We start from the raw sequence: 25,593 nt of genomic DNA on the forward strand, positions 1-25,593 counted from the left end.
GGGAAGGCTCCTAGAAGAAGGTGATTTCGGATTCGCTGGAGGAGGCGCCTCGGGCGCCGCCTTGATGGACGTCATGCAGCTCGGGCATGGTGTAGGTACTCGCCAGTTGCTGGAGCCAGGCATCGGCATCGAGCGTGGCGACGTTGCCCCGCTCGCCCTCGGCAAGGCTGTGGTGCAGTTTTTCCAGGTCATCGCGAACCAGGCCCAGCACTTGGCTGACCCGGTCCTGGAACTGCAAGCCCACCAGTACTTGAGAAATTTCCTGGCCGACAGACTGGCTTTGCTCGCGCAACGTGTGGGAGGAGTCCAGGAGCGTGGTGGTGGCGCCGCGGAAACGCCGGATGACCTGCTCGATCACCTGACCGGAATGGGTCACCGTGGCTTCGTCCTGTTCGGCATACTCGCGGGAGATCGCCAGCGTCTTGGCAATGGCCGCATTCACGGTGTTCACGGTCTCGCCGATGCGCCTGCCGGTTTCGCCGGAAAGACTGGAGAGCTTGCGGATTTCATCCGCCACCACGGCAAAGCCACGCCCCACCTCACCGGCACGGGCGGCCTCGATGGCCGCGTTCAGGGCAACCAGGTTGGTCTGCTTGGCGATATTGCCGACGTCCTGGGCCATCGTCTGCAATTGCTCGGTGAGGTTGGAAAGCACCATCACTTCATCGAGCAGCAACGCCTTGGTCGCCAGGGCGGCCCGCAGCGAGGCGACGATAGCGTCCAGTTCGTGCTGGCTGGTGCCCAGCAACGCCACCAATCCGCCGTCCGCCGAGCGTCCGTCTTGCGTGGTCGAAACGGCACGCTCCACACGCTGGGAGATATCGGCGAAACGCACCGCCAGCGCGGTGATGGCCTCTTCGGTGTGGCTGCGGGCGACTTCGATCTGGCCTGCCCATACCGGCAGCACCCCGCGGCATACCGGTTCCAGGCCGCAGCGGCAGGTGGACGGGTTATTACCGCCCCCGCTCGCTTGCAGGTTGGCGTCGGCCGTTTGTTGAGTCTGGCGCTGGGCACGGTCGCGAGCGTGGTAATGCAACGCAGCCGCTGCGCCGGGTATCAGGAGCAACGCCGCAAGCCCCGCCGATTGAAGGTCCAACCCTCCAGCGCCCAGGACACAGGCAGTCCCCAGCAGGGCCAGGGCTAGCAATGCCACGGGCGCCCCTGCCGAAGTCGGGCGTGGGTGGGTAATCGTTACGCTCAAGGTGAATTCTCCATCCGGCCACCGGCCCCGTCAGGTAGAGCTCTGTACGGGTAAACCCAGTGCTGAAAAAACTAGAAGCAAAATGACATCACCTAATGATGCGGGTCGTAGCCAATGGCCGACATCGGGTTGTGCTGGTTTTCAGGTAGGCGTTCGGGCGGATGGGGTAGGCGCTGCCTTACCCACGGAAAATGTCGCCTACACACGTGATCGTGCAGGGACGAGCGTCATGATCGGTCGACCATTGGCTGGGTGGGTTTGGCTAAAGGGCGGGATGGGCTGCCGCGAGCCCGGATTGCGTCCGATAATCAGGTACGGTGCTCAAAGAGCGCTGCCGTCATTCGATGAGCTGCTGCATCACGGCGTAGCGGATGATTTCCACGCTGCTGGAAAACCCCATCTTGTCCATCAGCCGAGCCTTGTGAGTGCTCACGGTTTTACTGCTGATGGTCAACATCTCGGCGATTTGGGTCACGCTGCTGCCGCCGGCAAACAGGCGCAGCACCTCAAGCTCACGCTCGGTGAGCACGCCATGGTAGGGATGTTGTCCCGGCCCCGGGTTACCAAGCGCTATGCGCTCGGCGATGTGAGGGTCGAGAAAACGTGCGCCGGATGCCACGCGACGAATAGCACCCAATAGCGTCTCGAGGGAACACACCTTGCAGAGGTACCCGTTAGCGCCGGCCCTGATAGTCTGCAAGGCGACCTCAGGTTCGTCGTGCAGGCTCAACACCAGTATTTTCTGGTCCGGGTACTGGGCGCGAATGTGCGAAATCATCTCTATACCGCTGAGTCCCGGCATATTCATATCAAGCAACAGCAGATCAATATCGCCCTGTTGTAGCCTGTCCAACGCCGTGGCACCGCTGTCGGCTTCAGCCATCACTTGCACATCGTGGGCGAAAACGAACATCTGCTTCAGCCCTTCGCGCATGATGGCGTGGTCATCAGCAATCAACAGGCGGATGGATTTGGACATGGTTCTGAGTGCATGGGCTGGGCTACCGGAAAGGACAGACGTATGGCCTGATCGGTAGCGAGCGTGGCATGACGTGATCGGATCGCCTACACGCCTTAGGTCGTATTGCACGCGCCAAAGCGTGCCCGACGTATGCTCATGTCCTGCTGGCGTGGACATGGGCCGGTCAGAGCAATTGCTTGCTCATCGCATAGCGCACAATATCGGCCGTACTGAGAAACCCCATCTTTTCCATCAAGCGCGCCTTATGCGTGCTGACAGTCTTGTGGCTAATGATCAGCTCCGCCGCAATGCTTGAGACACTCAGGCCTCGGGCGAGCAATCGCAACACTTGGAGTTCCCGGTCGGTCAGCGCGTCATGCTCATTGCTCGGTCCCAGGCCTGAGGCGGCAAAGGCCATTTGCTCGGCCAGTCCGGCATCGATGTAGCGCCCTCCGGCCGCGACGCGACGTATGGCCGCGAGCAGGGTCTCGGGGTCGCGGTCCTTGGTCAGATAACCTGAGGCTCCCGAGCGGAGCGCACGCTGGGCGATCTGCACTTCATTGTGCATGCTCAACACCAGGATCGGCAGTTGCGGATAATGGGCACGTATTCGGGCGACCAAATCATCGCCACAGATGCCCGGCATGCTCATGTCCAGTAGCAACAGGTCGATACCGCCTTGGCGCAGCCGCTCGAGCAGCAAGACGCCATTTTCCGCCTCAGCCACCACGCGCAGGTCCGCGGCCAACGCGAAGAGCTGTTTCAAGCCTTCGCGCATGATGGCGTGATCGTCGGCGATCATTAATTTGATCATATGTCCTCCGGGTCTATCTGTAAGGGAATATTCACCTGCACACAGGCTCCCTGCCCCGGGGCGCTGCTTATGGTAACCGTTCCGCCCAGCATGTGTCCGCGCTCATGCATGCCGAGCATCCCAAGTGTGCCCTTGCGCAATTGCGCTGGATCGAAGCCCTTGCCATTGTCGGAGACTTCGATCACGACGTGTTCGGCGAGGCACTCCAAGCGAATGTTCACTTGACTCGCCTGGGCGTGGCGGGAAACGTTGGTCAACGATTCCTGTATGAGGCGAAAGATGGCGGTGGCACGCTCGTCATCAAGCTCCAATCTAGCCGTTGGCGCCTTGAGTCGACAGGCAATGCCTGTATTTTTCGAGAACTCCGAAACCAGCCATTCGAGTGCCGAGGTCAGGCCCATGTCGAGAGCCGAGGGACGCAAGGCGGTGGCCACGTTGCGAACCACCTGAATGGTTTCATCGACGCGCCCCATCAATATCTGGACCCGTTCCACCAACAACGGTTGATCATTGCCGAACTGCAGACGCAACAGCGAAATGCCAATGCGTAGCGCGCTGAGCTGCTGACCCAGTTCGTCGTGAATTTCCCGGGCAATGCGCTTGCGCTCTTCTTCGCGCGTGGACTCCCGGTGACTGGACAGCTGGCGCAACTGCGCGTGGGATTCCTTGAGGCGCTGCTCGGCTGCACGCATGGCGCTGACGTTGCGTCCAACGCTCAGAATACTCACCAGCGCCCCATATCGATCCCGTTCAGGCACCAGGCGGACCTGATAGCTGGAGACTTCTTGGCCCCGCCTGATCGGGACACTGATCGATAATTCCTCCTCGGTCACATCACGCGTATCAACGAGTTGTCCAACCGCATGGTGGAAGAAGCGTGCGACATCCGAATCCGGCGATACCTCACAGGCATTTTTGCCAAGTAGAAAATCCAACGGATGGCCAAGTAAATCTCTCGCCGCGGGATTGGCATACAAGAAGCGGCACCGCAGATCGAAACGAGCGATGATATCGGGCGTGTTTTCCACCAAGGCGCGGAACTCTTGCTCACGGGTATGCAGAAGTCGTTCGGCGTGTTTACGCTCGGTGATGTCGCGAGCGATACCGACAATCCTCTGCACATGCCCATCGGCACCAATCACAGGAATCAACGTGGTGTGGAACGTGAGGCGCCCGGCCGGCAAATCCAGCTCATGTTCCTCGTCGAGTGGGACACGGCCTTCCACGCAGCGCCGGTACTCGGCGATGACCGCCGCCGCAGCGTGTGCCGGCAATGTCTGCTCCACGGTTCGGCCGATCAGTTCTATGCGCCCCTGGCCTATCGCTCGCTCAAAGGCTGGATTGAGTTCAATGTAGCGCAAGCCCTCGTCGGTCAAGTCCAAGAGGAACAGCGGATCCATGGAGTGATCGAAGATGTCCCGATAGCGCTGTTCGCTCTCGAGCAGCAGCGTCTCGGCACGCTCCCGCTCCTTGGCAATGGCGACCAGGCGGCTGGCTTGGCGAGTACGCTCTTGCACCTTGAGTTCGAGACGTTCATGGGCGTCCTGGATCCGCTCAGCCATTTTGCCAAAGGCGCGGGCCAGTTCACCGATTTCATCGACGGACTGGGTGGGTAATTGTTCAGGGTAAAGACGCTCTTTACCCATGCCGAGCCGCCGTGTCGCCTGGACCAACCGGAACAGCGGATGGGCCACCTGTTTTTGCAGGATGGAGCGCAGGATAAGAATTTCAACCAATAAGGTCAGTAACCCGAGAATCACTACGATAGCCAAGTTATCCAGAATGGCCGGTACCATCAGTGTCCGTGGATAATGAATCGCGAGCACCCAGGGCGTATCGGGAATCCGGCCCATCGCGACGATGTCATCAGGCGTCTGGACTATCCGCGCCTGGCCCGGCGCCAAGTCGGGAACGGCTTCTAGCAATGGATAGTGCTGGACCATCTGGAGCGACTGGATAGAAGCCATGCCCGCGCTGCTTTTGACCTGTTCCATGACGGTAGGGTGGTAAATCAGCGTACCTTCGGCGTCGTCGATAAACAGTGTGCTATAGGCGCCCTGCATGGCGGGCTTGGCTGTACGCTCCATCAGCGCGTCGAGCAGCACATCGACACAGGCCAGAATAGCGTGCTTGCCGGAAACATCGGCCACATCGGGCGTGGCGATGGTTGTCATCCAGGCATTGTTGGAAAAATCCCAGTACATCCGGGTGAACAGCGTCTCATGGCCCGAAGTGCCGAAACCGCGTTGATAGAACTCGTACGTTTCGAGCTTGAGAGCCTCAGGTCCCGAGTAGGTGAACACCTTGGCGATGTCGGCGTCCTGGTAAATGGGAAAGCCTTTTTCCGGCACCACGCCATAGAAGTTGAACAGTCGGCCCTCGCTGCTGGAGCCGTACTTGTGGGACAGCAGGTACGACAGGGCAAATCGCGCCTTGATGTCGTCATTGGGTACGATATCGGGCGCATAGGTCGCCGACATCCGGGCGAACTGGCGTCCATCGGACAGGAGCTGGCCTTCGAACAGATGCGGACGCTGGGTATAGGAACCATCCTCGTGGCGGTAGAAAATCTGCTGGAAATCCTCCACCAGCCTGGCCTCCATGCCGGGACGGGACAGGATCTGCTTGAACTCTTTGAGAAAGTTACGCTGCAGATCCTTGATCTCCCGAAACGGCAAGGATTCGCGGTGCAAGGATTGCTCGGTGGACAACAGCAATTGCCAGGTCACGTCCTGTTCGATTGTGGTGGAGTTGACGTAATAGGAAATCGCCCCGCCGCCCAGCGACACCAGACCAATGCGCACAATGGCAAGACGCAAGGCACGGGTCGTGAGGGAATGCTTGGGGGAAACACCCTCGGAGTTCTCTGGCACCATCTATCGATTTCCTCTGCCGCCATCTCCCGACGGCGGCGTCCGATCTGCGTGAAACCTGTTATCGATCAGCGCAGGTGCGCATAGGGTACAGGAGCGACCGGCAAGGCAGGTCGCATGGCCAAGGGTCGAAGGTGTAATGGCACCTTAGATTCATAGCACCTCCCACCCTTGCCCGCCATCGCCTATGCATTCAGCGTGCACCACGAATCCTTTATGGCAATGGACATCCTCGATTTCGAACACATCACAAAGTCTCTGCCAGCACTACCTGATTGCGCCCCCGAGCCTTGGCGCTGTAAAGAGCCTCGTCGGCTTGCTTGAGCAAATCGCCCACTGCCCCTTCCTGGGTAAAGGGCATGATCGCCAGACCTATACTCACGGTGACCACGCCAAAGGGTGACATTGCATGGGGCAGCGCCAGGCTTTCCATCGCCAGGCAAACGGCCTGAGCATGGTCCAGCGCCCTGCCCACTCCGGTGGTGGTGATAAGCACAAATTCCTCGCCGCCGTAGCGCGCCGCCAAATCACCCGCCCGCAGGGCATGGTCTTTTAGCGTGCGGGCAACGCTTCGCAAACAATCGTCACCGGCCTGGTGCCCATAATGGTCGTTATATCGCTTGAAATGATCGACATCGATCAGCATCAGTGACAAGACGGTGTCCGCGCGCACACCACGACGCCATTCACTGATCAGTGCTTCATCGAAACGCCGACGATTGGCGATACCGGTCAAACCGTCGATGGTGCTTAGCTCATACAATTGTCGATTGGCTTCTTCGAGCTCGGCGGTACGGTCCTGCACCTTGAGTTCCAGATGCGCCTGGGCGTCCTGGACTCGCTCGGCCATTTTGGCGAAGGCGCGGGCCAGTTCACCGATCTCGTCGGGAGACCGCGTGGGAAGCCGCTCAAGATAGGGACGCTCGTTGCCCACACCGAGCCTGCGTGTCGCCTGGATCAAGCGAAACAACGGGATGGCGACCTGTTTTTGCAGGATCGAGCGCAGGATGAACACCTCCACCAACAGCGTCAGCAACCCCAGGACCACCACGATGACCAGGTTGTCGAAAATGGCCGGGCTCATCAGCGACCGAGGGTAGTGCACGGCGAGCACCCAGGGTGTCCCGGGAATCAAACCCATTGCGACAATGTTGTCCTGTGTCTGGACGATCCGCGCCTGACCAGGGGGCAGAACGGAAGCAACTTCGAGCAGCGGGTAGTCTTGAGTCAGCTTGAGCGAGCGGATCGACGCCTCCCCCGCGCTGCTTTTGACTTGCTCCATGGCGCTGGGATGGTAGATCAGCGTGCCCTCCCCGTCGGCGATGAACAGTGAGCTATACGCCCCCTGCATGGCGGGTTTGGCAATCCGGTTCATCAACTGGTCGAGCAGCACATCGACACACGCCAGAATCTGGTGTTTTCCAGAGGAATCTGCCACATCGGCGGTGGCAATGGTGGTCATCCAGGCATTGTTGGAAAAATCCCAATACATGCGGGTAAACAGCGTGTCGTTGCTGGGCGTACCAAAGCCGCGCGCATAAAACTCATAGGTTTCAAGCTTGAGGGCTTCCGGGCCCGAGTAGGTGAATACCTTGGCGATATCGGCGTCCTGATAGATGGGAAAGCCCTTTTCCGGCACCACACCGTAGAAATTGAACAGCCGGCCCTTGGTGCTGGACCCGTACTTGTGGGACAGCAGATACGACAGGGCAAATCGTGCCTTGATGCCGTCATCGGGTGCGACATCGGGGGCATAAGTCGCTGACATCCTGGCAAACCGACGTCCGTCGGCCAGCGGTTGACCTTCGAACAGCTGCGGGCGCTGGGTATAGGAACCGTCCTCGTGGCGATAGAAAATCTGTTGGAAGTCGTCCACCAGCGTGGCCTTCATGCCGGGCCGGGCCAGGGTTTCGGCGAACTCGTTGAGAAAGTTCTGCTGCAGGTCCTTGATTTCCTGAAACGGCAAGGACTCACGTTGCAAGGACTGCTCAGTAGACAGCAGCAATTGCCCTGTCACTTCCCGCTCGATCGAGGTGGAATTGACATAATACGAAATCGCCCCCGCACTCAGCGAAACCAGACCAATGCGCAATATGGCAAGGCGCAGGGCACGCCTGGTCAACGAATGCTTAGCGGATACGCCACTGGGGTTTTCTCGTACCATCTATCGATTTCCTTTACCACCCTCTCCCGACGGCGGCGGTTGACAGCATGAAGTCTGTGACCGATCAGCGCATTTGCGCATAGGGTGAAATCGGCTCGAGCGGCAAAGGCAGGTTCCCTTGCCAAGGGTCAAAGGTGTATCGCAGGTACAACAAGGCGCGACTCGGCGCGTAGTCTTCACTGTGCTGCCAGGCCAATCCGCCGCCCAGTACGAGGTGATCCGAAAGACGGCGCTCGACCAGGCCTTGCAGGCGAATGTTGGCGCCGCTGGTGGAGCCTGCGGCTTTAACCTGGTTCACATCCTCGGCGCTGAAACCTGCCTGCTGCACGCTGCTCAGCCAGTTCGCCCCGGCCCCCTCCAGGGGATAGAGTTCACTGGCCTGGGTGGTCGCATAGGCCCAGCCAAGCGAACCTTCCAGCCGCACCGACCAGTCGGCGTTGCGCCAGGCGTAATCGAGTGGAATACCCAGCGAGTAATAGTGCTGCGGGCTGTAGTAGCCACCCTGCCCCAGGGTGAACTCGCTCAGGTCCTTGTCATAACCCCAATACATAAGCGTCAGGCCGGTCTGCAGACGCTCGTCGGCCCGTTGGATCAGGTTGTAGTAGTAACCGCCCATCGCCGAACGACGGTTGTTATTGGCGACGTTCTCGCCTCGCAACCAATGCGCGCCAAGACTGGCCCAGACACCGTCCACCGCGCTGGTCCCATGGCTCAGGTCAAGGCGCAGGCCACTGGCGGTGACGCCGCCCCAGCGAACGCCGCTGACGGGATCGACGGTTCCGGCGTGGGACAACAACGAATCCCTCACCGGTCGCCGCGAGGCCGTGAGTGTCCAGTTCACGCTGTTCCAGTCACTGGCAAAGCTGACCCCGCCCAACCAGTTCGCGACGGGGAAGCCTTCGGCGGAATGGCCGATGTCCACGGCCCAACGCTCGTCCCGCCATCCGATTGCCAGTGTGCTGCCACGCGCACGTTGCGTCTCGCCCGGGCAGCCGTCGGGTAGCTGAGCACCGGTTGCACGATTGCGCAGGCGCAGCGCACAGGTACCGAATCTCTCGCGATGCAGGCCGTCGGCATCGGTGTCGAAGGCCCCGGCATCCAGATCAATGTTTTCGGCCTGGACAAAGCCTCGGCCTTCGGCCACCGGTGCGTCGATGCGCAGGATCGAGGTTTGCGCCAGCAAGTCGGAGACACCCGGCGTGGTGTTGTCGGAGCGCCAGGCGATGTCATGGTAGAGATGGACCGTCGAATTCTGTCGCTGGTACACGTCCTCGACTCCCCGGCGCAAGCTGCGCGGCAGCCAGTCGTCGCTGTCTTTTTCGCGACTGGCCAGGGTCAGGGCGTGATCGTCCCGTGGGCTGGCCTGGGCGGGGGTCAGCAGGCCGGCAGCCGCCATGCCACGGGCGTACTGATCCAATGCTGCTTGGGGTTGTTGCCTGGCCATCAACCGGGCGCCGTCGCGGTAGATCAGCGGATCGTTTTGCGGTGTGTTCAGCAATGACGCGAACAGGGCATCGGCCTTTTCCGGATGGCCAACGGCGGCCCAGGCATTGGCCAGGCGTCGCCGGTGATCAGGGCTCGCGACCGGTGCCACAGCCGTTTGCTCCAACCGCTGCTGTGCCGGCTGCATTTGACCGTCGGCGATCAGGGCTTCGATCAAGCCCAACTGCGCCTCGGCGTTCTGCGCATCGCGCTGCAATGCTTGGCGGTAATAGGTTTGAGCCTGGGCCCGGTCACCGCGCTGCAATGCCCAACTGGCGACTGTCACCAAGTCCTGGCTGTTCGGTCGCTGCAGCAGTAGGGCTACCGCCTGGACTTCCTGACCGGCATCGCGCAGCACTTTGGCTCGCCCCAGCAGCAGGCGGCGTTGCAACTGACTGGCCAAGTCCTGCATTGGCTGAGTCCAGGCCGATCGTGGGATCCGCGTCAGTGCGTCCAGCGCCTCGCCGTCCCGGCCGTTGGCGTTCAAATACAGCGCCTGGGCGTAACGCGCCTCGGGATGGTTTGATTGACGCTGCATCAGTTGGCTGAAGGTGTCCTCGGCCGCGCCACTCTGTCCCAGCGCCTGCTGGGCCTTGGCCAAATGAAAGGCCAGCCAGGGGTCGTCCCCATCGAGCGTCCGGGCCTTGAGCAGCAGGCTGTTGACCTGCGCCCAATCGGCCCGTTGCGTGGCGGCATCGGCCTGGGCTTTCAAACGCGCGAGCGCGAGGCTCTGGCGCAACGCCTGGAATTCGCGCTGCTGCGCAGGCGACAACCCATCGAGAAAGGTCTCAAGCTGCTGTGGTGAATGGGCCTGGTACAGACGGACCAGTGCCCATGATGCCCTCGCATCACCCGGCCGTATTGTGTGGGCCTGCTGGTACGCCTTCTCGGCCTTGATCAGCTCCTTGCGCCGCAGGGCCTGGTCGCCCTGGCGCAACAATACTGAATAATGGTCGGCGGTCTTCGGGCCTTGCTGCCGACGTTTGGCCGCCGCCTGCCAGGCTGGATCGGCCAAGCGCTGTTGCTGAAATTGCAACTGCTCGAAGGCTTTTCCCTTGAGAGGCGAATCGGGATAATGAGCGACAAAATCCTGCCAGCCGCGCACGCTGTTCGGGCTGATGGGCAGACGGCTCAGGTAGTTGTATTCCTGCTCGGCGGCATCCTTGCTCGCCAGTGGATCAGTCGCCAACCGATGCAGGATCGCCAGGCCCTCTGCGTCCTTTTTCTGCGCGAACAGCAGGTTGGCCACCACCAGTCGCAGGCGGATATTGCCCGGATACTGACGATCCAGTGCCTGCAATTGGTCGATGGCCGTTGCCCGCTGCCCGGGCATGCCGCTGCGTGCCTGCCAATACTCCACGGCGCTGGCAAGATCCGGCGGGGCATCGCCAAATAGCTGCCGGTACACCCCGACAGCCTCTTGGGCTTTTCCCGCCGCAGCCAATTCTCGCGCCTGATGCAAGCCTTGTTGCCCGACTGGGCTTTGCAACGTGAACAGGCTTTGGGCCTGGAGCACCTCCTGAGAGCCTGGAGCCTGGCGCTGCAAGGTCGCCAACAAGCGCGCGGCCAGCGGCTGATCCTGTTGCAGCAGTGCCTGGCGGATCCCGGCGACCAGCACTCGTGGCTGCTCGGGGGCAATCAGGTTCAGGCGCGCCAATGCGTCACGGACCAGGTCTTCACGATAAAGCGCCTCGCCGGTACGCATCTGCTCCAGAAACCGCTGCTGCTGATCAATTGGCGTGGCGGCCTGGCTTAGCACCGGCCCACACAGACATCCCAACAACGCCCATCCCGTTACTTTTTGCATGCGCCCGCCCAGTTCGGTAGCAGACGTCCGTTCTTGTCAAATCGATATCGCCGCTCGTCCCAGCCTTGGCCGAATAACAGCAGCGAGCGGTTGTAATAAGCATCGGGCGCGGGCGGTTCCTGGCGCAGCCGTTCACGCTGTCCCTTCAGTGCCTCAGCGCTGTCGGGCGCGCTGGCCAACAGGGGTAGCAGCGCCGCGGAAAAGCCCACGGGACCCTTGCCGATGTCGGCACCGGTGCGGGTGTCGAGTACTTCCGGCACCGCGCCCAGACGCGTGACCTGCGCCAGCATGGGGTGGAAATGCTCAAGCAACTCACGCCTTCCGGACGCATCCTCGGCCAGCATCCCGAGCCATAGATAGACCCTGATCGCGTCGTAGCTGCCCTTGGCCCCTGTCACACTATCGGCTGCCCAGCCCTGCCCGGCTCGCCACAGTAACCAGTCGGGAGCCAGCCCCAAGGGCGAGCCCTCCACCAGCAAGCGCTGCGAGTTGACGGCGAGCTCACGCCAGATCGGCGCAACCTGGGCAAAGCGTGCCAGCAGTTGCGGGGGGAGATAGCTGGGGTTCAGCCGCCAACTGTCGGCGCTGTCAAAACCCTGCCCTCCCGGGAGTAGCATCAGGCCCAGCCCTGGCACATTGCGCATGTTTTGCGCCGCATTCAGCCAGAGCATATTGAGCCCGAGCTTTTCATAGGCGGGTTGGCGCCAGAGTCGCCCCGCCTCCAACAGGCTGTAGGCAATCCACAAATCGGAATCGCTGGCATTGTTGGTGTCGAGCACCTTCCATTGGCCTTGCTGGTCGCGCCCCCACTGCCAGGCCGGCAATCGACGAGACAGGTCGCCGCCGGCCAGGTTGTCCTGGGTCCAGCTCAACAACCGGGCAAAACTCGCCCGGTCATTGGCCACCAGCGCAAAGAACAGACCATAGCTTTGCCCTTCCGACGTGGTGACCCGTTGCGCGGTGGAGGGGTCGACGACCCGGCCTTCAGGGCTCACCAATGCCTGCTTGTAGGTTTCCCAAGCCGGCCAGTCACACTGCGTCGCACTCACCGGGCCAACGACACACAGGCTCAACAGCAGCGCCAGACAACCTCTGACTTGCATTACTGTTGCCCCATCAGCCGCCGCCGGGCCACCCAGCCGAGCGAGCGCCACAACGCGAATGCAATGAGCAGTACGATCAGCACCACGGTCAGCGCCAGCAACACCGGGTGCTCGGAGAGTTGAAACCAGAGCAACAACCACCAGGGCAGATGTCCGACGAAGTACTGCTCGCCAACCTGGCTGCTTTCTACGCCGCTGCTGCGCAGCAGCGCCACGGAACCCGCCACGGCGTCCATCTTCGCGCTGTCAGCGAGCGTATCGCGCAGCAGTTGGTAATCGGCGTCGGTGCTGGCCAGCAGTGCGACAATGCTGCGCTGCTCATGGAACGGTGACTTGAGCCCGACGAAGGCGGCAATCGGCGCCTGTGCAGAGACCTCGACCCGATGAGCCGGCTGGCGCCTGATGTCGTTGAGCTCACCGGCACGCGCCGACGAACCGTTCAGAGCCTGGCTGGATGGTTCCAGCAACCAGTCGTGGAGCTGATCGAGCATCAGGTTCGTGTCCGCAATCTCGCCGACACCGGCTCCCACCCCTCCCAACACCAACAGGTCGGCATCCGTGCGGGTCGCCAGGCTCCAGTCGGCGGACAGTTGCAGGCCCAGGGCCGGCGCCCCGGAACGGGCACTGATCGTCGCGAGAGTTTCGAGCAATGTGCTGATCTGCACGGCGCTGCCCTGGGCCGGCACCATGACCAGCGTTTGCGACAGATCGGCCATGCGCGTGAACGGGAAGCCGCTGCGGGCAAACGCCTTCAGGTCCGGCATGGCAATGAAATGGTGATAGCCGGACAAATCGATCGTCGAGGCTTCGTCAATCACCGCCTGATTGCTTGCCGGCAACGTCGTCTGGCAATGATCGCGTTGAGCGCTGCCAAGGGTACTGGCAAAGTTGAAGTCGAAGCGCAGGGTGTTGCGCTCGCCGATTTTCAGCGCGGGCACCCACACCTTCTCATCGGGATTGGCGGGGTCGGTGGACAGCACCGCCAGGCGCAGCTTTTGCAGCTTCGAGCTATCACCGCTTGGCAATGGCAAGCTGCTGATGAATTGATCATTGAGGTTGATGTTCAGCCGCGACTCATCGGTGACCACGCTGGGTGTATAGCGATAGTTGATTTGCAACGGAACCCCTTGGCTGCGCCAGACAAACAGATCCGGCGGCAGGTTGAGATCGACGCTAATCGGCGCCGGACGCAAGCCGCTCGCCTGCAACTGCCCGGGATAGCTGATCAACTCGGCGAAGCGAACCGCGCGGTCGGTGCGAATCCAATTGGGCGCATCGTAGGGTTGCCGGGGCTGGAGTTGCTGCACTTTGTCCACCGTCACCCGCGAACCGCGCAACAGATCCCCGCCCAGCGCCAATGCGCGGGCAGCGACCAGCAGATCCTCATCATCGCGACCGAGCACCAGCAGCACCTTGCCGTGAGGCGCCTGCGGGTTGTCGATCATTTGCAACACCGGTGCCGCGACCTTTGGAAACTGCTCCAGGTCGGCCAGGAACAGCGGGCGACGATCATTGGTGGCGAAAACAATCGCAGGCGTGGCGCCGGTCCCGGGCAGACGGTCGAATAACACCGGAAAACGCATGCCACGCCAACCGGCCTTGCTGCCGAAATAAGATGCCAGGACACCCGCCGCGCGTTGCTCGCCCAGGGTTGGCGATGCCGCAAAAACCATGCTTAGGCTCGGTTTGTCCTGGCCCCGCGAGTCGAAGAACGGCAAGGGGAAATAGGCCAGGTCGTTCTGCAGTGACAACGCCTGCTCGTGCAGTTCGATCTCGCTGCGACGGCCGATATTGACCCATAGCGCGTTGTTGGCCGGGTCCTCACAAACGTCAGTGTAATGGCCGACGAACTCCAGGCGCACCCGGTTGTAGTCGGTGATCAGCAGCGGGTCCAGCGCCACGTCGCGGAAAGTTTTGCGCCCCAGTTGTTCTTTCTCGATGGGCAGCACACTGACGAGCACGTCATTGAGGTACACCCGCAGGTGTGACAGCACCGGCAGCAACGCGGGCGACGGTGTGAACTCCAGCCGCAAGCGGGCGTCGCTGGCGATGCGGTCGCGACGCAACGAAAACTCGATCTGCTCGCTGTCATGAATGCCCAGCAACAGGTTGTCGGCGGCGTGCCCCAACTGAGCGAAATTGTAAGTGTTGCTCCAGCTCGGGACCGAATCGAGCGGCGGCGTTGCGAGGCCTTGAGCCTGTGCGCCGCCAAGGGTCAGGAGCGCCAGGCCGGCAACCAGGGATTTACTGAAATAGCGACTCATGTAGGGCTCACTGACCGAGAAGAAGATGAAAAAAATGAGGACGGCATCCGCGGCAGGTAACTCAACAGCCAGCCCACCAGGCGCAGCGGCGGTCCGGCCACGCGGCGGACCCACGAAGGCAGGTATTGGTAGAGTTGGAAGTAGCCCTTGGCACCGAGTTTGAAAATATCGATCAGGCTATGCAGGGGCCTGTCCGGGACATAGTTTTCACCCCAGTTCAACCAGGCATCGGCACGGGCAAATGTGCACTGCACAAAATCGATTTTTTGCCGGGTGGACAGCTGGCCGAAGTTGATGCCAACGAATTGCTTTTGGCTGCGGCTGACCAGACCGGGAAACAGGAACTCCCGCGAGTCACGTTGCATCAGCAACGAAATACGCCCGCCAACCGGCAGCGCCAACGGCACGTCGATCTGTACGCCGACACCGCCATCGGAATAGTCGAGTAGCGTGCCTGGGTACGAATGGCCGCTGTCCAGGCGCACCGCCACCGGTAACCGGGTCTGCACCCGATGCGTCTGGCGCACCTGGCGAACTTCGGCCGCGACCGCTACCGCCGCACCGAGGATCAACAGGTTGTAGATCACCCACAGCGAGCTCACCAACACCGTGCCGACCTCATTGGCCGGCCCCGTGGCCAACCGCCAACAGGCGAAACCCAGCCCCGCGATGTTCAGGCCCGCCAGGACCAGATAGGGCCGGGCGATTTTCCAGTCGAACCGGTCGTACTCCATCAGACCACCCTTGGAGGTGACGTTGAAGGTGCCTTTGTTCGGGCTGAACAGCGCCACCGTGGTGGGTCGGGCGATGTACCAGGCTAGGACGGTCTCATAAACCTCGCCCCAGAATGTCTGCCGATAGCGGCCCTGCATGCGCGAGTTGGTCAGGCTGGCATGGATCATCGGCGGCAACACGTACAACAGGATCATCAACGCCGGGGCATAGATGATGTAGGCGTGCAGCAGCAGGAAAGCCAAGGGCGCGACCAGAAATATCAACCGCGGCAAACCGGCGAGAAAATGCATCATCGCATTGGCGTAGCAGATCCGCTGGAACACCGTCAGGCCCTTGCCCAGCAAGGGGTTGTCGGTACGAAAAATCTGCGCCATGCCTCGGGCCCAACGGATGCGCTGACCGATGTGGGCGGACAGACTTTCCGTCGCCAGGCCGGCCGCCTGGGGAATGCGTACATACGCCGAATTCCACCCTGCGCGATGCAGGCGCAAGGCAGTATGGGCATCCTCAGTCACGGTCTGCACCGCGAATCCACCGATCTCATCCAGCGCCGAACGCCGCAGCACCGCACAGGAGCCGCAAAAGAAAGCGGCGTTCCACATGTCGTTGCCGTCCTGGATCAAACCGTAGAACAGTTCGCCCTCGTTCGGCCTGTTGCGAAACACCGACAGGTTACGTTCGAAAGGATCCGCGGACAGGAAGTGATGGGGCGTCTGGACCAGCGCCAATTTGGGATCGCGCAGGAACCAGCCCACCGTCAACTGCAGGAACGAGCGAACCGGCATATGGTCGCAATCGAACAGGGCGACCAGTTCGCCGTCCAGGCGACCCAACGCGTGGTTGAGGTTACCGGCCTTGGCATGGCGATTGTCAGGACGAATGATGTAGCCGACCCCGACCTCGGCGGCAAACTGGCGAAAGGCTTCGCGCTTGCCGTCGTCCAGGATATGGATCCGCAGTTTTTCTTCCGGCCAGTCGATGCCCAGGGCGGCGTACACGGTGCCGCGCACCACCGAAAGGTCCTCGTTATAGGTCGGAATCAATAAATCGACGGTCGGCCAGTGCCGGGTATCCTCCGGCAACTGCGCCGGCTCACGGTTCAGTGGCCAGCAGGTCTGGATGTAACCAAAGATCAGCACGATCCAGGAGTAAGTCTCCGCCGCCAGCAGGGCCAGGCCACAGGCCAGATCCAGGGGCTGATCCCAATTCAGCGTCGAGGTGTAGCGCCACCACAAGTAACGGCAGGAGACAATGGTGGACAACACCACCATCAACAAGGTCGCGAAACGCCCGGGCATGCCGCGTACCAGCATGGTCAGGCCCCAGAGCAAGAGTCCGAAGACCAGTTGCTCCACATAACCGAACGGTTCAGTGATGCACAACACCGTCAGCAGAACCAACTGGGCGACCAGGAAACCGCCGAGCAACCATTGGCGGTGCCGCTCCAGGCCTTTCCACCAGTGGACACCTTGGGTGACTCGCGAGTGATCACGAATACGTTGGGTCTGCTGTTGGAGCGCATTGCTCAGCCGCAGCCACACCGTCCGATTCAGGGCGACGACCCTCGTCCACCCGCTAAACGAGTTCGACCGCTGCTCTGGCGCGACCGGTCGTATCAGCAGCAACCAGACGCTTTGCAGGGCGTAACGCAACGGATCGCCGAGACTCGGCGACTTGTCGACCAACTGTGGATACCAGCGTTGGCGCTGGTCCAACAACTGGCGCCAGGCGGCTGACTCCAAGCGCAACACCAACCAGGCCAGGACGCTCGCCAACGCCAGCAGCAGCGCAACCAGTAGCCCGCATCCGTGCTTATCGCGCAAGTACTGATAAGGGAAGCAGCGGGCGATCATGCACCCTCCCCTTGTTGGGTCTGGCACCATATCGCCAGGCTGAGCACGTCCTGCGCCACCAGGCTGCCCGGCGCATAGCGGCCCACCGGCTGCTTGCAGGCCAATGCTTCGCGCATCGCTTCATCGCTGTGCACGGTCACCGGCAGCAGCCGCGCATCATAGTGTTGGCGCCAGATCAGCATCAGGTCGCGTTGAATCTGACTGGCCGGGTCGAACCGATTGAGCAATAGGTAATCGGCCATTTCCTCCTGCTGTTGCAGCAAGACATGACAGGCGGCGTCGGCTTCTATCACCTGAATATGCAATTGGCAGGACACGGCGCGGCCAAGCCAGGGCATGCGATGGGGCAGATCAAACAGTACCCAATCGAAATGCTCGGCCAAGGCATTCATGCGCCTGTGCCAGAGTCCGGGCTGATGGCTTAACTCCTGTTCCAGACGCCTCTGGTCGGCCCTGAAGAGTCGACCATAGGGCAGCACACTCAAGTTCGGCGCAAGGTTCCAGAACTGGCCTTTCCAATCCTGGCCATCGAGCAGCGCCCGCGCCCATCCGTCCGTCTCCGTGACGGCCAGGTTGAAGTGCAGGCGCAGCAGATTTTCCGGGCACATGTCCACCAGCAGCACGCGCTGCTCCAGGGTGTGCAAGGCGTAACCGAGGGCCGCCAGCAACGAACTGCTGCCAGCGCCACCCCGCAGTCCGTGCAAACCCAAGGACGTCACGTTGCCACCTCCGGCTCGTCTTGGCGCGCCAGCGAAACCCGCGCCCCAGGCGCACGTTGCGTCTGCTCGAATTCGGCGAGCAACGGCCAGCGCTGCAACGCACGGCGCAACTCTTTCTGAAGCGAGACGTCGACATACGTCAAGGCGGGCAATTGCAACTCGGCCTTTAATCGAGCGATGTCATCGGCCCGCTCTGTGCGCGACAGTAATCTGATGCTCATTTGGACATCGCCCGGTAAGGCAGCCATGCGTCTTTCTCCCTGATCCGTACATAAGGCGTTGCGGCGTAATCCAGCACTACGCTGTTTTCGCTCTCGGACACCCACGAGGTTTGCGCCAAGCCTTTCAGCAAAGGTTGCAAATCCGGCAACTGATCATCAGCGCGAGAAGGCGAGGCATGTAGTCGGTCGATGATTTGCGCCAAGGCCAGGTAGCTGCTCGGTTCGCTGATGTGCAAAGGGGCGGAGCGCGGATTGCGCCCCATGCCGATCAGCTTGATGCCGACGGGCACCCAGGTGATCGACGGGCCGGGTATCTCACGCATACCGGGGAACTGCATGCGGTCGCCGCGCAGGGCCGCGCCGCGATCCGGCACCATCACCACAACCACGGGACGACCGCTTAGCGCCAGTTGTTCAATAAAACCGTTCAAGTCGTCCAGCAGCGTCTGGGCCCGTGCTTTGTAGCTGGCGCGACGGCCAGCACCATCAGCCGTCACGAGCCGGTTGCCCTCATGCAAAGTCAGGGTGTTGTAGAACAGCGCCACTCGCTGGTCGGGTTGCGCTTGGCGGTGCTGCCACCAGAGGTCCAACACCTCGCCATCGCGCAACACCGGTGAGCCGTCTGGCCCCGCCAGCACGGGCGACAAATGGCTGACATTCATCTCCGGTTCCGGCAACGCGCCCAGGGTTTGCACCGCGTTTAGAAAACCCTCGAGCTGCCCGGTGTGATTGAGCAAGGTTTCACCGACGAAACCTTGCCGACCCAACGCGTTGAACAGCAGACAAGGCTCGTTGGCAGGGCTATACAACTGGCTCAGAGGCGTCTGGCCGCACCCAGCACGCAACAGCCGAAGCGTGGCCGGTACCCGCTCGGAGGCGGCCGAATTGAAGTGGTCGAACAGCACATCCATTTGCCGCAACAACGGGTGGTCGCGCAAACCGCTGAAATCCAGATCGTCCCAGGCCATGGAGTCAATATTGATCAGCACCAGGTCGAAGGGCTGCGTGGCAGAGGTCGAAGGCGTGAATGCCACCCATCGCTCGGCCTCGGCGCGGTAGAACTGCCGCAGGTAGGTGTCGACCGTTGCGCTCGTTCCTACGACCGCATCCCCCGACACGCTGACCGACGTGGTGCTCGGCTCGTCACTCGGGTACAACGCCAGCAGGTTGGCACAGCCCAACCAGGCCAGCCCAACCAGGCTCAGCGTGGTCATGCGCAGCCAGGGCTGGACAAACAGATACGCCACCGCCAATAGCAGCAACCAGCCAACGAGGTTCCAGTCGACCAGACGCTCGGCCAATCCCAAGAGATGACCGGAGAAAAAATCCGCCACCGAAGGCCATTCCATCCAGTTGTTCAAAGGTGGCAGCCAAGTGTCTTGATAGAACAGCGCCACCGCCGCCGGCACGGCGATCAGCCGACGCCCGTTCACACTGAAACGGCTGTTCAGGGGCAACAGCAAAAACGCCGCGAACAACAGATTGGGCAGAATCTGAACGTTCAGGTAGCCGCCCCACTGCAAGGCTAGCTTGACCATGAAATACAGGTTCCAATGACCCAGGCCGGGCCAGGCCCGCACGGTGCTTGCCGGGATCGCGGACAGGAGCTTACTCATGCGGCGTACTCATGGGCCGACGCGTCGGTGCGCGTTGGGGCATCCGGTAAGGCTTCAAATAACGTGGCGGCAGGAGGCTCTGGAGCCAGTCTCGCCCCTGGCGCCAGAAACCACGCAACAACAGGGCCAGCGCCAACGTCAAAAAGCTGCTCGCGGCAATGATTTGGAGTAATTCGTAATAGCTCATTCGCAGTAGTCCGTGATCGCCAAACGGGCTCGCTCTGGCAGGTAGGCACCCATTTCGGCTCGTGCTCGCGTCGCTGTCTCCGCTCGGTCCCGGGCCAGGCACAACGTGTCCGGCAGACTCGCGGCGTCATGGAAGGCGGCTTGCGGCAAATCATCCAGTTCGGCAAGAGGCTGGCAGTCGCTGAACAGAGTGCGCCATGGCAGGCGACAGATATTGCCCAGCGCCGATTCCAGGCCATCGTTGCGGCAAGCGAACAGAAACAAATAGAAAACGCCATCGACCACAGTGGCGATATCGCCGAACCGGCGCAGGTTGATCTGGTGCAGGCATTGTTCGATCGTCAGCGCCGGTCGCGGCTGCAACCGCAGCAATTGGTGCTCGACTTCGCCAGAAGCACCGCCATAGATCTGCTCCAGCGCCGAGAGAAACTCCCGGGGAGCCAGCAGACCGCGCGTCATCGGCGCACGCAAGCGTGCGAGCAATGACTCCAGGTCACGGCTCGCTCGCCTGCGACGCCAAACCTGGCCCTGCACGCTGTCGACCAGACTAAAGAACCGGGGCAACGCGTTGCCAAAGGGCACGATGATGTTCGCTCCACAGGTCATCAACAGGCGCTCATCGCGATAGCGCAAGCAAGGCTCCATTTCCCGCACGATGATTTTCAGTGCCGTACCGCAACGTTGGCGCAACGCGTATAGATCACGGGCCAGCGCTTCTACCTGCTGATCACTTTCGACAGCGACCATCACGCTAGCGGCTCGGGCCTGAGCGGCCTGTTGCAACAGATCGATACGTCGCTCGAACACGCTCCACTGTTCCGATGGCGCCGCAGCACCTTCCAGCACGGTGCGCTGGGCAAGATAGATGCGCTGGTCATCTGTGCGTGTGGGGGTTGGACTAGCCTGCTCGGCCTGGGCCAGGCCAAAGCCCGTGGTGTTCAGCTCGAACTCGAACTCCCGAGCGCCGCAAACGCCTTGGTCGTTGTGCCAGAAGTGCGATTGATAGTGAATGCCGCCATCGCGCCGGTACAACTGCGCCAACCCGGACAAATACTCATCGAGACGAACCAGCTCGCCATGCAGCCGCGGAGCCTGTCCATGGCACAACACCAGAAGCGTGCACCGGTGCTCGCGCAACCAGCGCCGCATCCCCTCACACCACCGCTGCAGGCTCGCCGCGTCGAAGGCTTGCCAACTGGTTGCGGGCAACATCAGCATGAGCAGGCTTCCAGACGTCGTTGCCGCGCGCCTCAACTCGGATGGCAGCGACTGGAGCGCCAAATGGATATCGGTTTCGGCGACTTCGAACAGCTGCGAAGGGCCTGTCGCGGATCGATCATCCAGGGCACTGATCAATTGCTCCGGAACATAACCACTCCACACCAGGGTCGCCCGGTGTTGTGCAGGTAATGCCCTCAACCCTTGTAGCGCCAAGGTCTCGGTATCGCCGACGCGGTCGACGCAGACCCAATACAGTCCGCCTGAGCGCATCGATAGCTGCTCATCCGGCATGTCCCGTATGGCTAAGCAAACATGACTCAAACCCACACTCCTCCACGTCAGCGCGCTGAGTGAGTCACTCGTTCAATCCCAAGAAACCATGAACCGACATCCAAGCCATTCGAATGAACCAACGCATCAATGACACCATTGTCCGTTCCGCACGGAAAACAGCGATGTCATAACAATGGCGCATTGTGCGGATCGCGCGAGGTATCACCTATCGGTGAAGGCTGATTTTAAATAGGCATTTTGGTGGTGTCGGTAGGGCGGCCCCTACCCGAATCAGATCACCCACGCGGCCGTCGGCCGTGTGGGTAAAGCCCGTGCTCCGTCAGGAGTCGGCGTGCAGGGGAATATGCACGCGAACCCGGACACCTTGGCCGGGATGGCTGTCGATGGTGACTTTGCCGCCCAGCATCACCCCGCGCTCTCGCATGCCAAGCAGGCCGAGCGAGCCTTTGGGCAATGACATCGGGTCGAACCCCTGACCGTTGTCGCACACCTCTATCAAGATGTAGTCGTCTCCACTCTCGAGGTGGATCACCACCAGGCTGGCCCGTGAATGACGGGTAACGTTGGTCAGCGACTCCTGAATAACCCGAAAAGTTGCGGTGGCGCGTTCATCGTCGAGTTTCAGTCGAGTTGTTGGCACGTGTAGTCGACAGGCTATACCGGTGCACTGCAAAAATTCGGACACCAGCCATTCGAGCGCCGGAATCAAGCCCATGTTCAATGCGGCAGGACGCAGGCTGGTGGCGACGTTGCGCACGACCTCGATTGTCTGGTCGGTCCGCGCCATCAGTGCCTGGACCCGTTCCACCAGCGCGGGATGATCCTGACCAAATTGCAGGCGTAGCATGGAAATCCCCATGCGCAGCGCAGTGAGTTGTTGACCCAGCTCATCGTGAATTTCCCGGGCGATGCGTTTTCGCTCCTCTTCCCGCGTGGCTTCGCGATAGCTCGATAACTGGCGCAGTTGACCATTGGACTCCTCCAGGCGCCGCTCAGCGGCGCGCATGGCGCTGATATCGCGACCGACGGCGAGAATGCTGAGCAGCCGTCCACGTCGGTCATATTCAATGACGGTGCGAACCTGATGGCAGATGATCTGCTCATTTTGTGAGAGCGGTATCTCGTAAGTGAACTCCTCGTCGAGAACGTCGCCGGTCTGGATGATCAGCTCTAGCTTGTCTTGAAAAGACTGTGCTGTTGGCGAATTCGGTAATGCGTCACTGAAGGTCTTGCCAAGCAGTTCGCTCAGCGTTTGTTTGAGCACCCTTTGCGCCGCCGGGTTGGCGTATAGAAAACGCCCTTGCGGGTCGAAACGAGCGATGACATCCGGAGAGTTCTCCACCAGCGCACGAAACTCTTGCTCCCGCGCATGCACGACACGTTCCGCGTGTTTGCGCTCGGTGATGTCGCGTGCGATACCGACGATTCGCCGGGTTTGTCCATCGGCACCTCGCACGGGGATCAGCGTCGTATGAAAGGCGAGGTGCCCGCTGGGCAGATCGAACTCATCCTCTTTATCAAACGGGACACCGTTACGCACGCAATGCCGACACCGTTCGATGGCAATCGCCACGGCAAAGGGCGCGAGCGTTTGCTCCAGGGTCCGGCCCAACAGTTGCCCACGCCCCATACCGATACGACGCTCAAAAGCCGGGTTGACCTCAACATAGCGAAACTGTCCATCTTCGCTGACATCCAGAAGAAACAGGGAGTCCAGAGAATTATCAAAAATGTCCCGATAGCGCTTTTTGCTATCAAGCAGCAACGTCTCGGCACGTTTGCGCTCGATGGCAATGGCTGCCAGATGGCTGGCTTGATGGATCAGTTTGAGAGCGTCCTCCGAAGGCCGCCCCGGTTGACGCAAATAAACACAGAACGTCCCAAGGAGCTTCCCTCGCGAATCCTGGATAGGTCTTGACCAACACGCGCGAAACCCGGCCTCTATCAGTCGTTCGCGCAAGGCGCTACGGCAGGCGTCCGCGAGCAGATCTTCAGTGATCACCGCTGCCCCACGCCAAGCGGCCGTGCCGCATAAACCGATCTCCTCGCCGATCCTGACTCGGCCGAGGGCTTGCACGCATGAGTGCGGCAGGTGTGAAACCGAGCCCGGAATCAAATGCCGACCATCGTCGTCCGCCAACATGACGCAAGCGATAAAATCGGCCCGCCCCTGCTCGATAAAACGGGTCACCAGCGCCAGAACTTCCGGTAACGGAGCCCCCTTCGCCAACTGCTCGAAAAGACATAGCCTGGCCTCTTCCAGGCGCTCGTGGCGCTTGAGCGCGGTGATGTTATGCCCTTTGGCCAATACACTGACAACCTCGCCGCCCACTCCGCGCTCGGCAATCAGTTGAACAGCGTGCACCACCCTTTTTCCGGTTCGCGCGCAGGGCCACTCCAGAACTGTCTCCGCCGGCTCGCCAGTATCGATCACCTGACGTAGCAAGTTCTGGTACTCAGCTACCGGCAGATTTGCGCTCCATCCGGCCTCAAGCGGCGTATTTAACGCCCGGGCGGCGGGAATTCCGGTCTCGCGCTCAAAGGCTGGATTGACATAGGTTCGGCGGCCGTTCAGGTCATAGCGAATAATCAGGCTGAGCGAGTTCTCTGCCAATGCTCGAAATTGCTGCTCACTCGTCAGCAGGCGGCTCTCCATTCGTCTGCGCTCGCTGACGTCGCGACTGATGCCAACGATGCGATAGACGACACCCTGCTCGTCCCGTACTGGAATGAAAGTCGTGTGCAGGGCAATGAGGCCGGCAGGCAATTCAAGTTCACTTTCCCGTTCTATGATATGGCCGCAGGCCAGGCAATCCTTGATTGCGGCCATAATCTTTTGTCCGGCGTGAGGAATGACATCGCCGAGACAGCGGCCCATCAACTGTTGCCGGTCGAGCCCCGAGGTTCGTTCGAAAGATGCATTGACCGCTATGTATCGAAACTGTCGATTACCGGTTACCTCCAACAGATACAGGCAATCCGATGAGTTATCGAAAACCTCCTGGTAACGAGCCGTGCTCTGAAGTAGGGCCTGCTCCATGCGCTTGCGCTCGCTGATGTCGTGCAGGAAACCCACCCAGAGAACCGCACCATCAGCCTCCCGTGTCGGTTTGGAGCGACCCTCCAGCCAGATCTCACCCTTTTTGGGATGGCATACCCGGTATTCGCATTGCCAATCATTTAACGTACGCGCCGACTCGGCAATCGAATCCCGGACCCGGCCAACGTCCTCAGGGTGAAGCCGCTCAAACAGAACATTGGCGTCCCGCTTCACATCTTCCGCGGTCACGCCATAGTATTCTTCATAACAGGACGAGACCCAGGGCACAGAGGCAGTACCGTCACTGTTCAAGCGAAAGGTGCCTATGATACCTGGCGCGGTTTCAACGATCCGTTGCAACCACTGGTGCTGCCCCAGCCCCTCATCCACCGGGACTTCAATCGGAACGATCTCACACAGCGACAACGTCCCGACCGTGACCATCTTGCTTTGTCCGCGCAACAGGCTGCCATCCTTGTGCCGAAAACGCCGTTCAACCAGCTCGCTTGGGCGATGGATAAGCAAGAATTGCCCGTCCTGGGGCTTTTGGCTCAAGTCATCAGGACGATCGAGCAGCTCTGAAAACGGTGCACCGAGCAATTCCGGCAGGCTGTAGCCGAACAGCTCGGTAAAAGCGTCATTAACCTTTAGCATCCGGCCCTGGCCATCGAGCAGGACGAGCGCCGAAGACACCAGTTCGAATGTCGCATCGAAGAGTTGGGCCTGCGCTATTCGGGCGGTCAAAGCATCCGTTTTCATAGAGAAAATCATGTGTACTTCGCTCACGAGCAGCTTAAGGGGAAATTCGTCTGGTCAGGGGCATTAAAGTGGAAGGCAGACAATGCATCACCAACTATGCGTTATCCCCCCTTTTGTCAATGACGGGAGCTATTTGAAGTTTGTCAGTCATCGGGTAGAGCGGCTGACAGTAATTTGCCCGTATAAAAGAAACAACGATAGCAGCGCCACAATGCCGACGCGGGCAGCACCGAACGCGGCGCCACGCGATACGACGCGGTTCGTCAGATACAGCTCTCAC

The 25,593-nt window shown here is 60.8% G+C and carries 15 protein-coding genes; all 15 read right to left on the reverse strand.

What is annotated here, in order from left to right:
* Window positions 1-10: 10 nt before the first annotated feature.
* Window positions 11-1,153, reverse strand: coding sequence for a methyl-accepting chemotaxis protein (locus J3P85_RS17560; RefSeq protein WP_434706398.1), 1,143 nt, complete (start codon window positions 1,151-1,153; stop codon window positions 11-13).
* A 385-nt stretch (window positions 1,154-1,538) separates the two neighbouring features.
* Window positions 1,539-2,180 carry a response regulator transcription factor gene (locus J3P85_RS17565; RefSeq protein ID WP_434702685.1) on the reverse strand — a complete coding sequence of 214 codons (642 nt, stop codon included), beginning with the start codon at window positions 2,178-2,180 and terminating at the stop codon, window positions 1,539-1,541.
* 166 nt (window positions 2,181-2,346) lie between these two features.
* The gene (locus J3P85_RS17570; protein WP_434702687.1) at window positions 2,347-2,976 is read right to left on the reverse strand and encodes a response regulator; all 630 of its coding nucleotides are present in this window, start codon (window positions 2,974-2,976) and stop codon (window positions 2,347-2,349) included.
* Entirely contained in the window at window positions 2,973-5,705 is a 2,733-nt protein-coding gene (locus tag J3P85_RS17575; protein WP_434702689.1) for a PAS domain-containing protein, read from the reverse strand. Before J3P85_RS17575 ends, J3P85_RS17570 begins: the two co-directional genes overlap by 4 nt.
* A 391-nt stretch (window positions 5,706-6,096) precedes the next feature.
* Window positions 6,097-7,866 (reverse strand): diguanylate cyclase, encoded by a 1,770-nt coding sequence (locus tag J3P85_RS17580; protein WP_434702691.1) that lies wholly within the window; start codon window positions 7,864-7,866, stop codon window positions 6,097-6,099.
* Between the two features lie 211 nt (window positions 7,867-8,077).
* Window positions 8,078-11,302 carry a cellulose synthase subunit BcsC-related outer membrane protein gene (locus J3P85_RS17585; protein WP_434702692.1) on the reverse strand — a complete coding sequence of 1,075 codons (3,225 nt, stop codon included), beginning with the start codon at window positions 11,300-11,302 and terminating at the stop codon, window positions 8,078-8,080.
* Window positions 11,290-12,405, reverse strand: coding sequence for a cellulose synthase complex periplasmic endoglucanase BcsZ (bcsZ, locus tag J3P85_RS17590; protein ID WP_434702694.1), 1,116 nt, complete (start codon window positions 12,403-12,405; stop codon window positions 11,290-11,292). Before bcsZ ends, J3P85_RS17585 begins: the two co-directional genes overlap by 13 nt.
* Complete coding sequence (gene bcsB / locus J3P85_RS17595; RefSeq protein ID WP_434702696.1) at window positions 12,405-14,669, reverse strand: cellulose biosynthesis cyclic di-GMP-binding regulatory protein BcsB; 2,265 nt, start codon at window positions 14,667-14,669, stop codon at window positions 12,405-12,407. The genes bcsZ and bcsB overlap by 1 nt, the downstream gene beginning before the upstream one ends.
* Window positions 14,666-17,257, reverse strand: a complete 2,592-nt coding sequence (bcsA, locus tag J3P85_RS17600) for a UDP-forming cellulose synthase catalytic subunit (protein ID WP_434702698.1) — start codon at window positions 17,255-17,257, stop codon at window positions 14,666-14,668. Before bcsA ends, bcsB begins: the two co-directional genes overlap by 4 nt.
* The gene (gene bcsQ, locus J3P85_RS17605; RefSeq protein WP_434702699.1) at window positions 17,254-17,976 is read right to left on the reverse strand and encodes a cellulose biosynthesis protein BcsQ; all 723 of its coding nucleotides are present in this window, start codon (window positions 17,974-17,976) and stop codon (window positions 17,254-17,256) included. Before bcsQ ends, bcsA begins: the two co-directional genes overlap by 4 nt.
* Window positions 17,973-18,197, reverse strand: coding sequence for a cellulose biosynthesis protein BcsR (gene bcsR / locus J3P85_RS17610; RefSeq protein WP_434702700.1), 225 nt, complete (start codon window positions 18,195-18,197; stop codon window positions 17,973-17,975). The genes bcsQ and bcsR overlap by 4 nt, the downstream gene beginning before the upstream one ends.
* Window positions 18,194-19,813, reverse strand: coding sequence for a cellulose biosynthesis protein BcsG (gene bcsG, locus J3P85_RS17615; protein ID WP_434702701.1), 1,620 nt, complete (start codon window positions 19,811-19,813; stop codon window positions 18,194-18,196). Before bcsG ends, bcsR begins: the two co-directional genes overlap by 4 nt.
* Window positions 19,806-20,000, reverse strand: a complete 195-nt coding sequence (gene bcsF / locus J3P85_RS17620) for a cellulose biosynthesis protein BcsF (protein WP_208666893.1) — start codon at window positions 19,998-20,000, stop codon at window positions 19,806-19,808. The genes bcsG and bcsF overlap by 8 nt, the downstream gene beginning before the upstream one ends.
* A complete protein-coding gene (gene bcsE, locus J3P85_RS17625; RefSeq protein WP_434702702.1) occupies window positions 19,997-21,490 on the reverse strand; it encodes a cellulose biosynthesis protein BcsE in 1,494 nt (497 codons plus the stop codon). Before bcsE ends, bcsF begins: the two co-directional genes overlap by 4 nt.
* 343 nt (window positions 21,491-21,833) lie before the next feature.
* Window positions 21,834-25,313: a PAS domain S-box protein gene (locus tag J3P85_RS17630; RefSeq protein ID WP_434702704.1), complete on the reverse strand. Its 3,480-nt coding sequence runs from the start codon at window positions 25,311-25,313 to the stop codon at window positions 21,834-21,836.
* Window positions 25,314-25,593 lie beyond the last annotated feature (280 nt).

It is taken from the genome of Pseudomonas sp. Z1-12, from assembly GCF_051132015.1.
Lineage (GTDB): Bacteria > Pseudomonadota > Gammaproteobacteria > Pseudomonadales > Pseudomonadaceae > Aquipseudomonas > Aquipseudomonas zanjanensis.

Bases quoted from the DNA above. Each gene is read 5' to 3' on its own strand.
- bcsR (WP_434702700.1), bottom strand. From the start codon at position 18,197: ATGAGCATCAGATTACTGTCGCGCACAGAGCGGGCCGATGACATCGCT.
- bcsE (WP_434702702.1), bottom strand. From the start codon at position 21,490: ATGCGCTCAGGCGGACTGTATTGGGTCTGCGTCGACCGCGTCGGCGAT.
- bcsZ (WP_434702694.1), bottom strand. From the start codon at position 12,405: ATGCAAGTCAGAGGTTGTCTGGCGCTGCTGTTGAGCCTGTGTGTCGTT.
- J3P85_RS17585 (WP_434702692.1), bottom strand. From the start codon at position 11,302: ATGCAAAAAGTAACGGGATGGGCGTTGTTGGGATGTCTGTGTGGGCCG.
- bcsF (WP_208666893.1), bottom strand. From the start codon at position 20,000: ATGAGCTATTACGAATTACTCCAAATCATTGCCGCGAGCAGCTTTTTG.
- J3P85_RS17570 (WP_434702687.1), bottom strand. From the start codon at position 2,976: ATGATCAAATTAATGATCGCCGACGATCACGCCATCATGCGCGAAGGC.
- bcsG (WP_434702701.1), bottom strand. From the start codon at position 19,813: ATGAGTAAGCTCCTGTCCGCGATCCCGGCAAGCACCGTGCGGGCCTGG.
- J3P85_RS17630 (WP_434702704.1), bottom strand. From the start codon at position 25,313: ATGAAAACGGATGCTTTGACCGCCCGAATAGCGCAGGCCCAACTCTTC.
- bcsB (WP_434702696.1), bottom strand. From the start codon at position 14,669: ATGAGTCGCTATTTCAGTAAATCCCTGGTTGCCGGCCTGGCGCTCCTG.
- J3P85_RS17565 (WP_434702685.1), bottom strand. From the start codon at position 2,180: ATGTCCAAATCCATCCGCCTGTTGATTGCTGATGACCACGCCATCATG.
- bcsA (WP_434702698.1), bottom strand. From the start codon at position 17,257: ATGATCGCCCGCTGCTTCCCTTATCAGTACTTGCGCGATAAGCACGGA.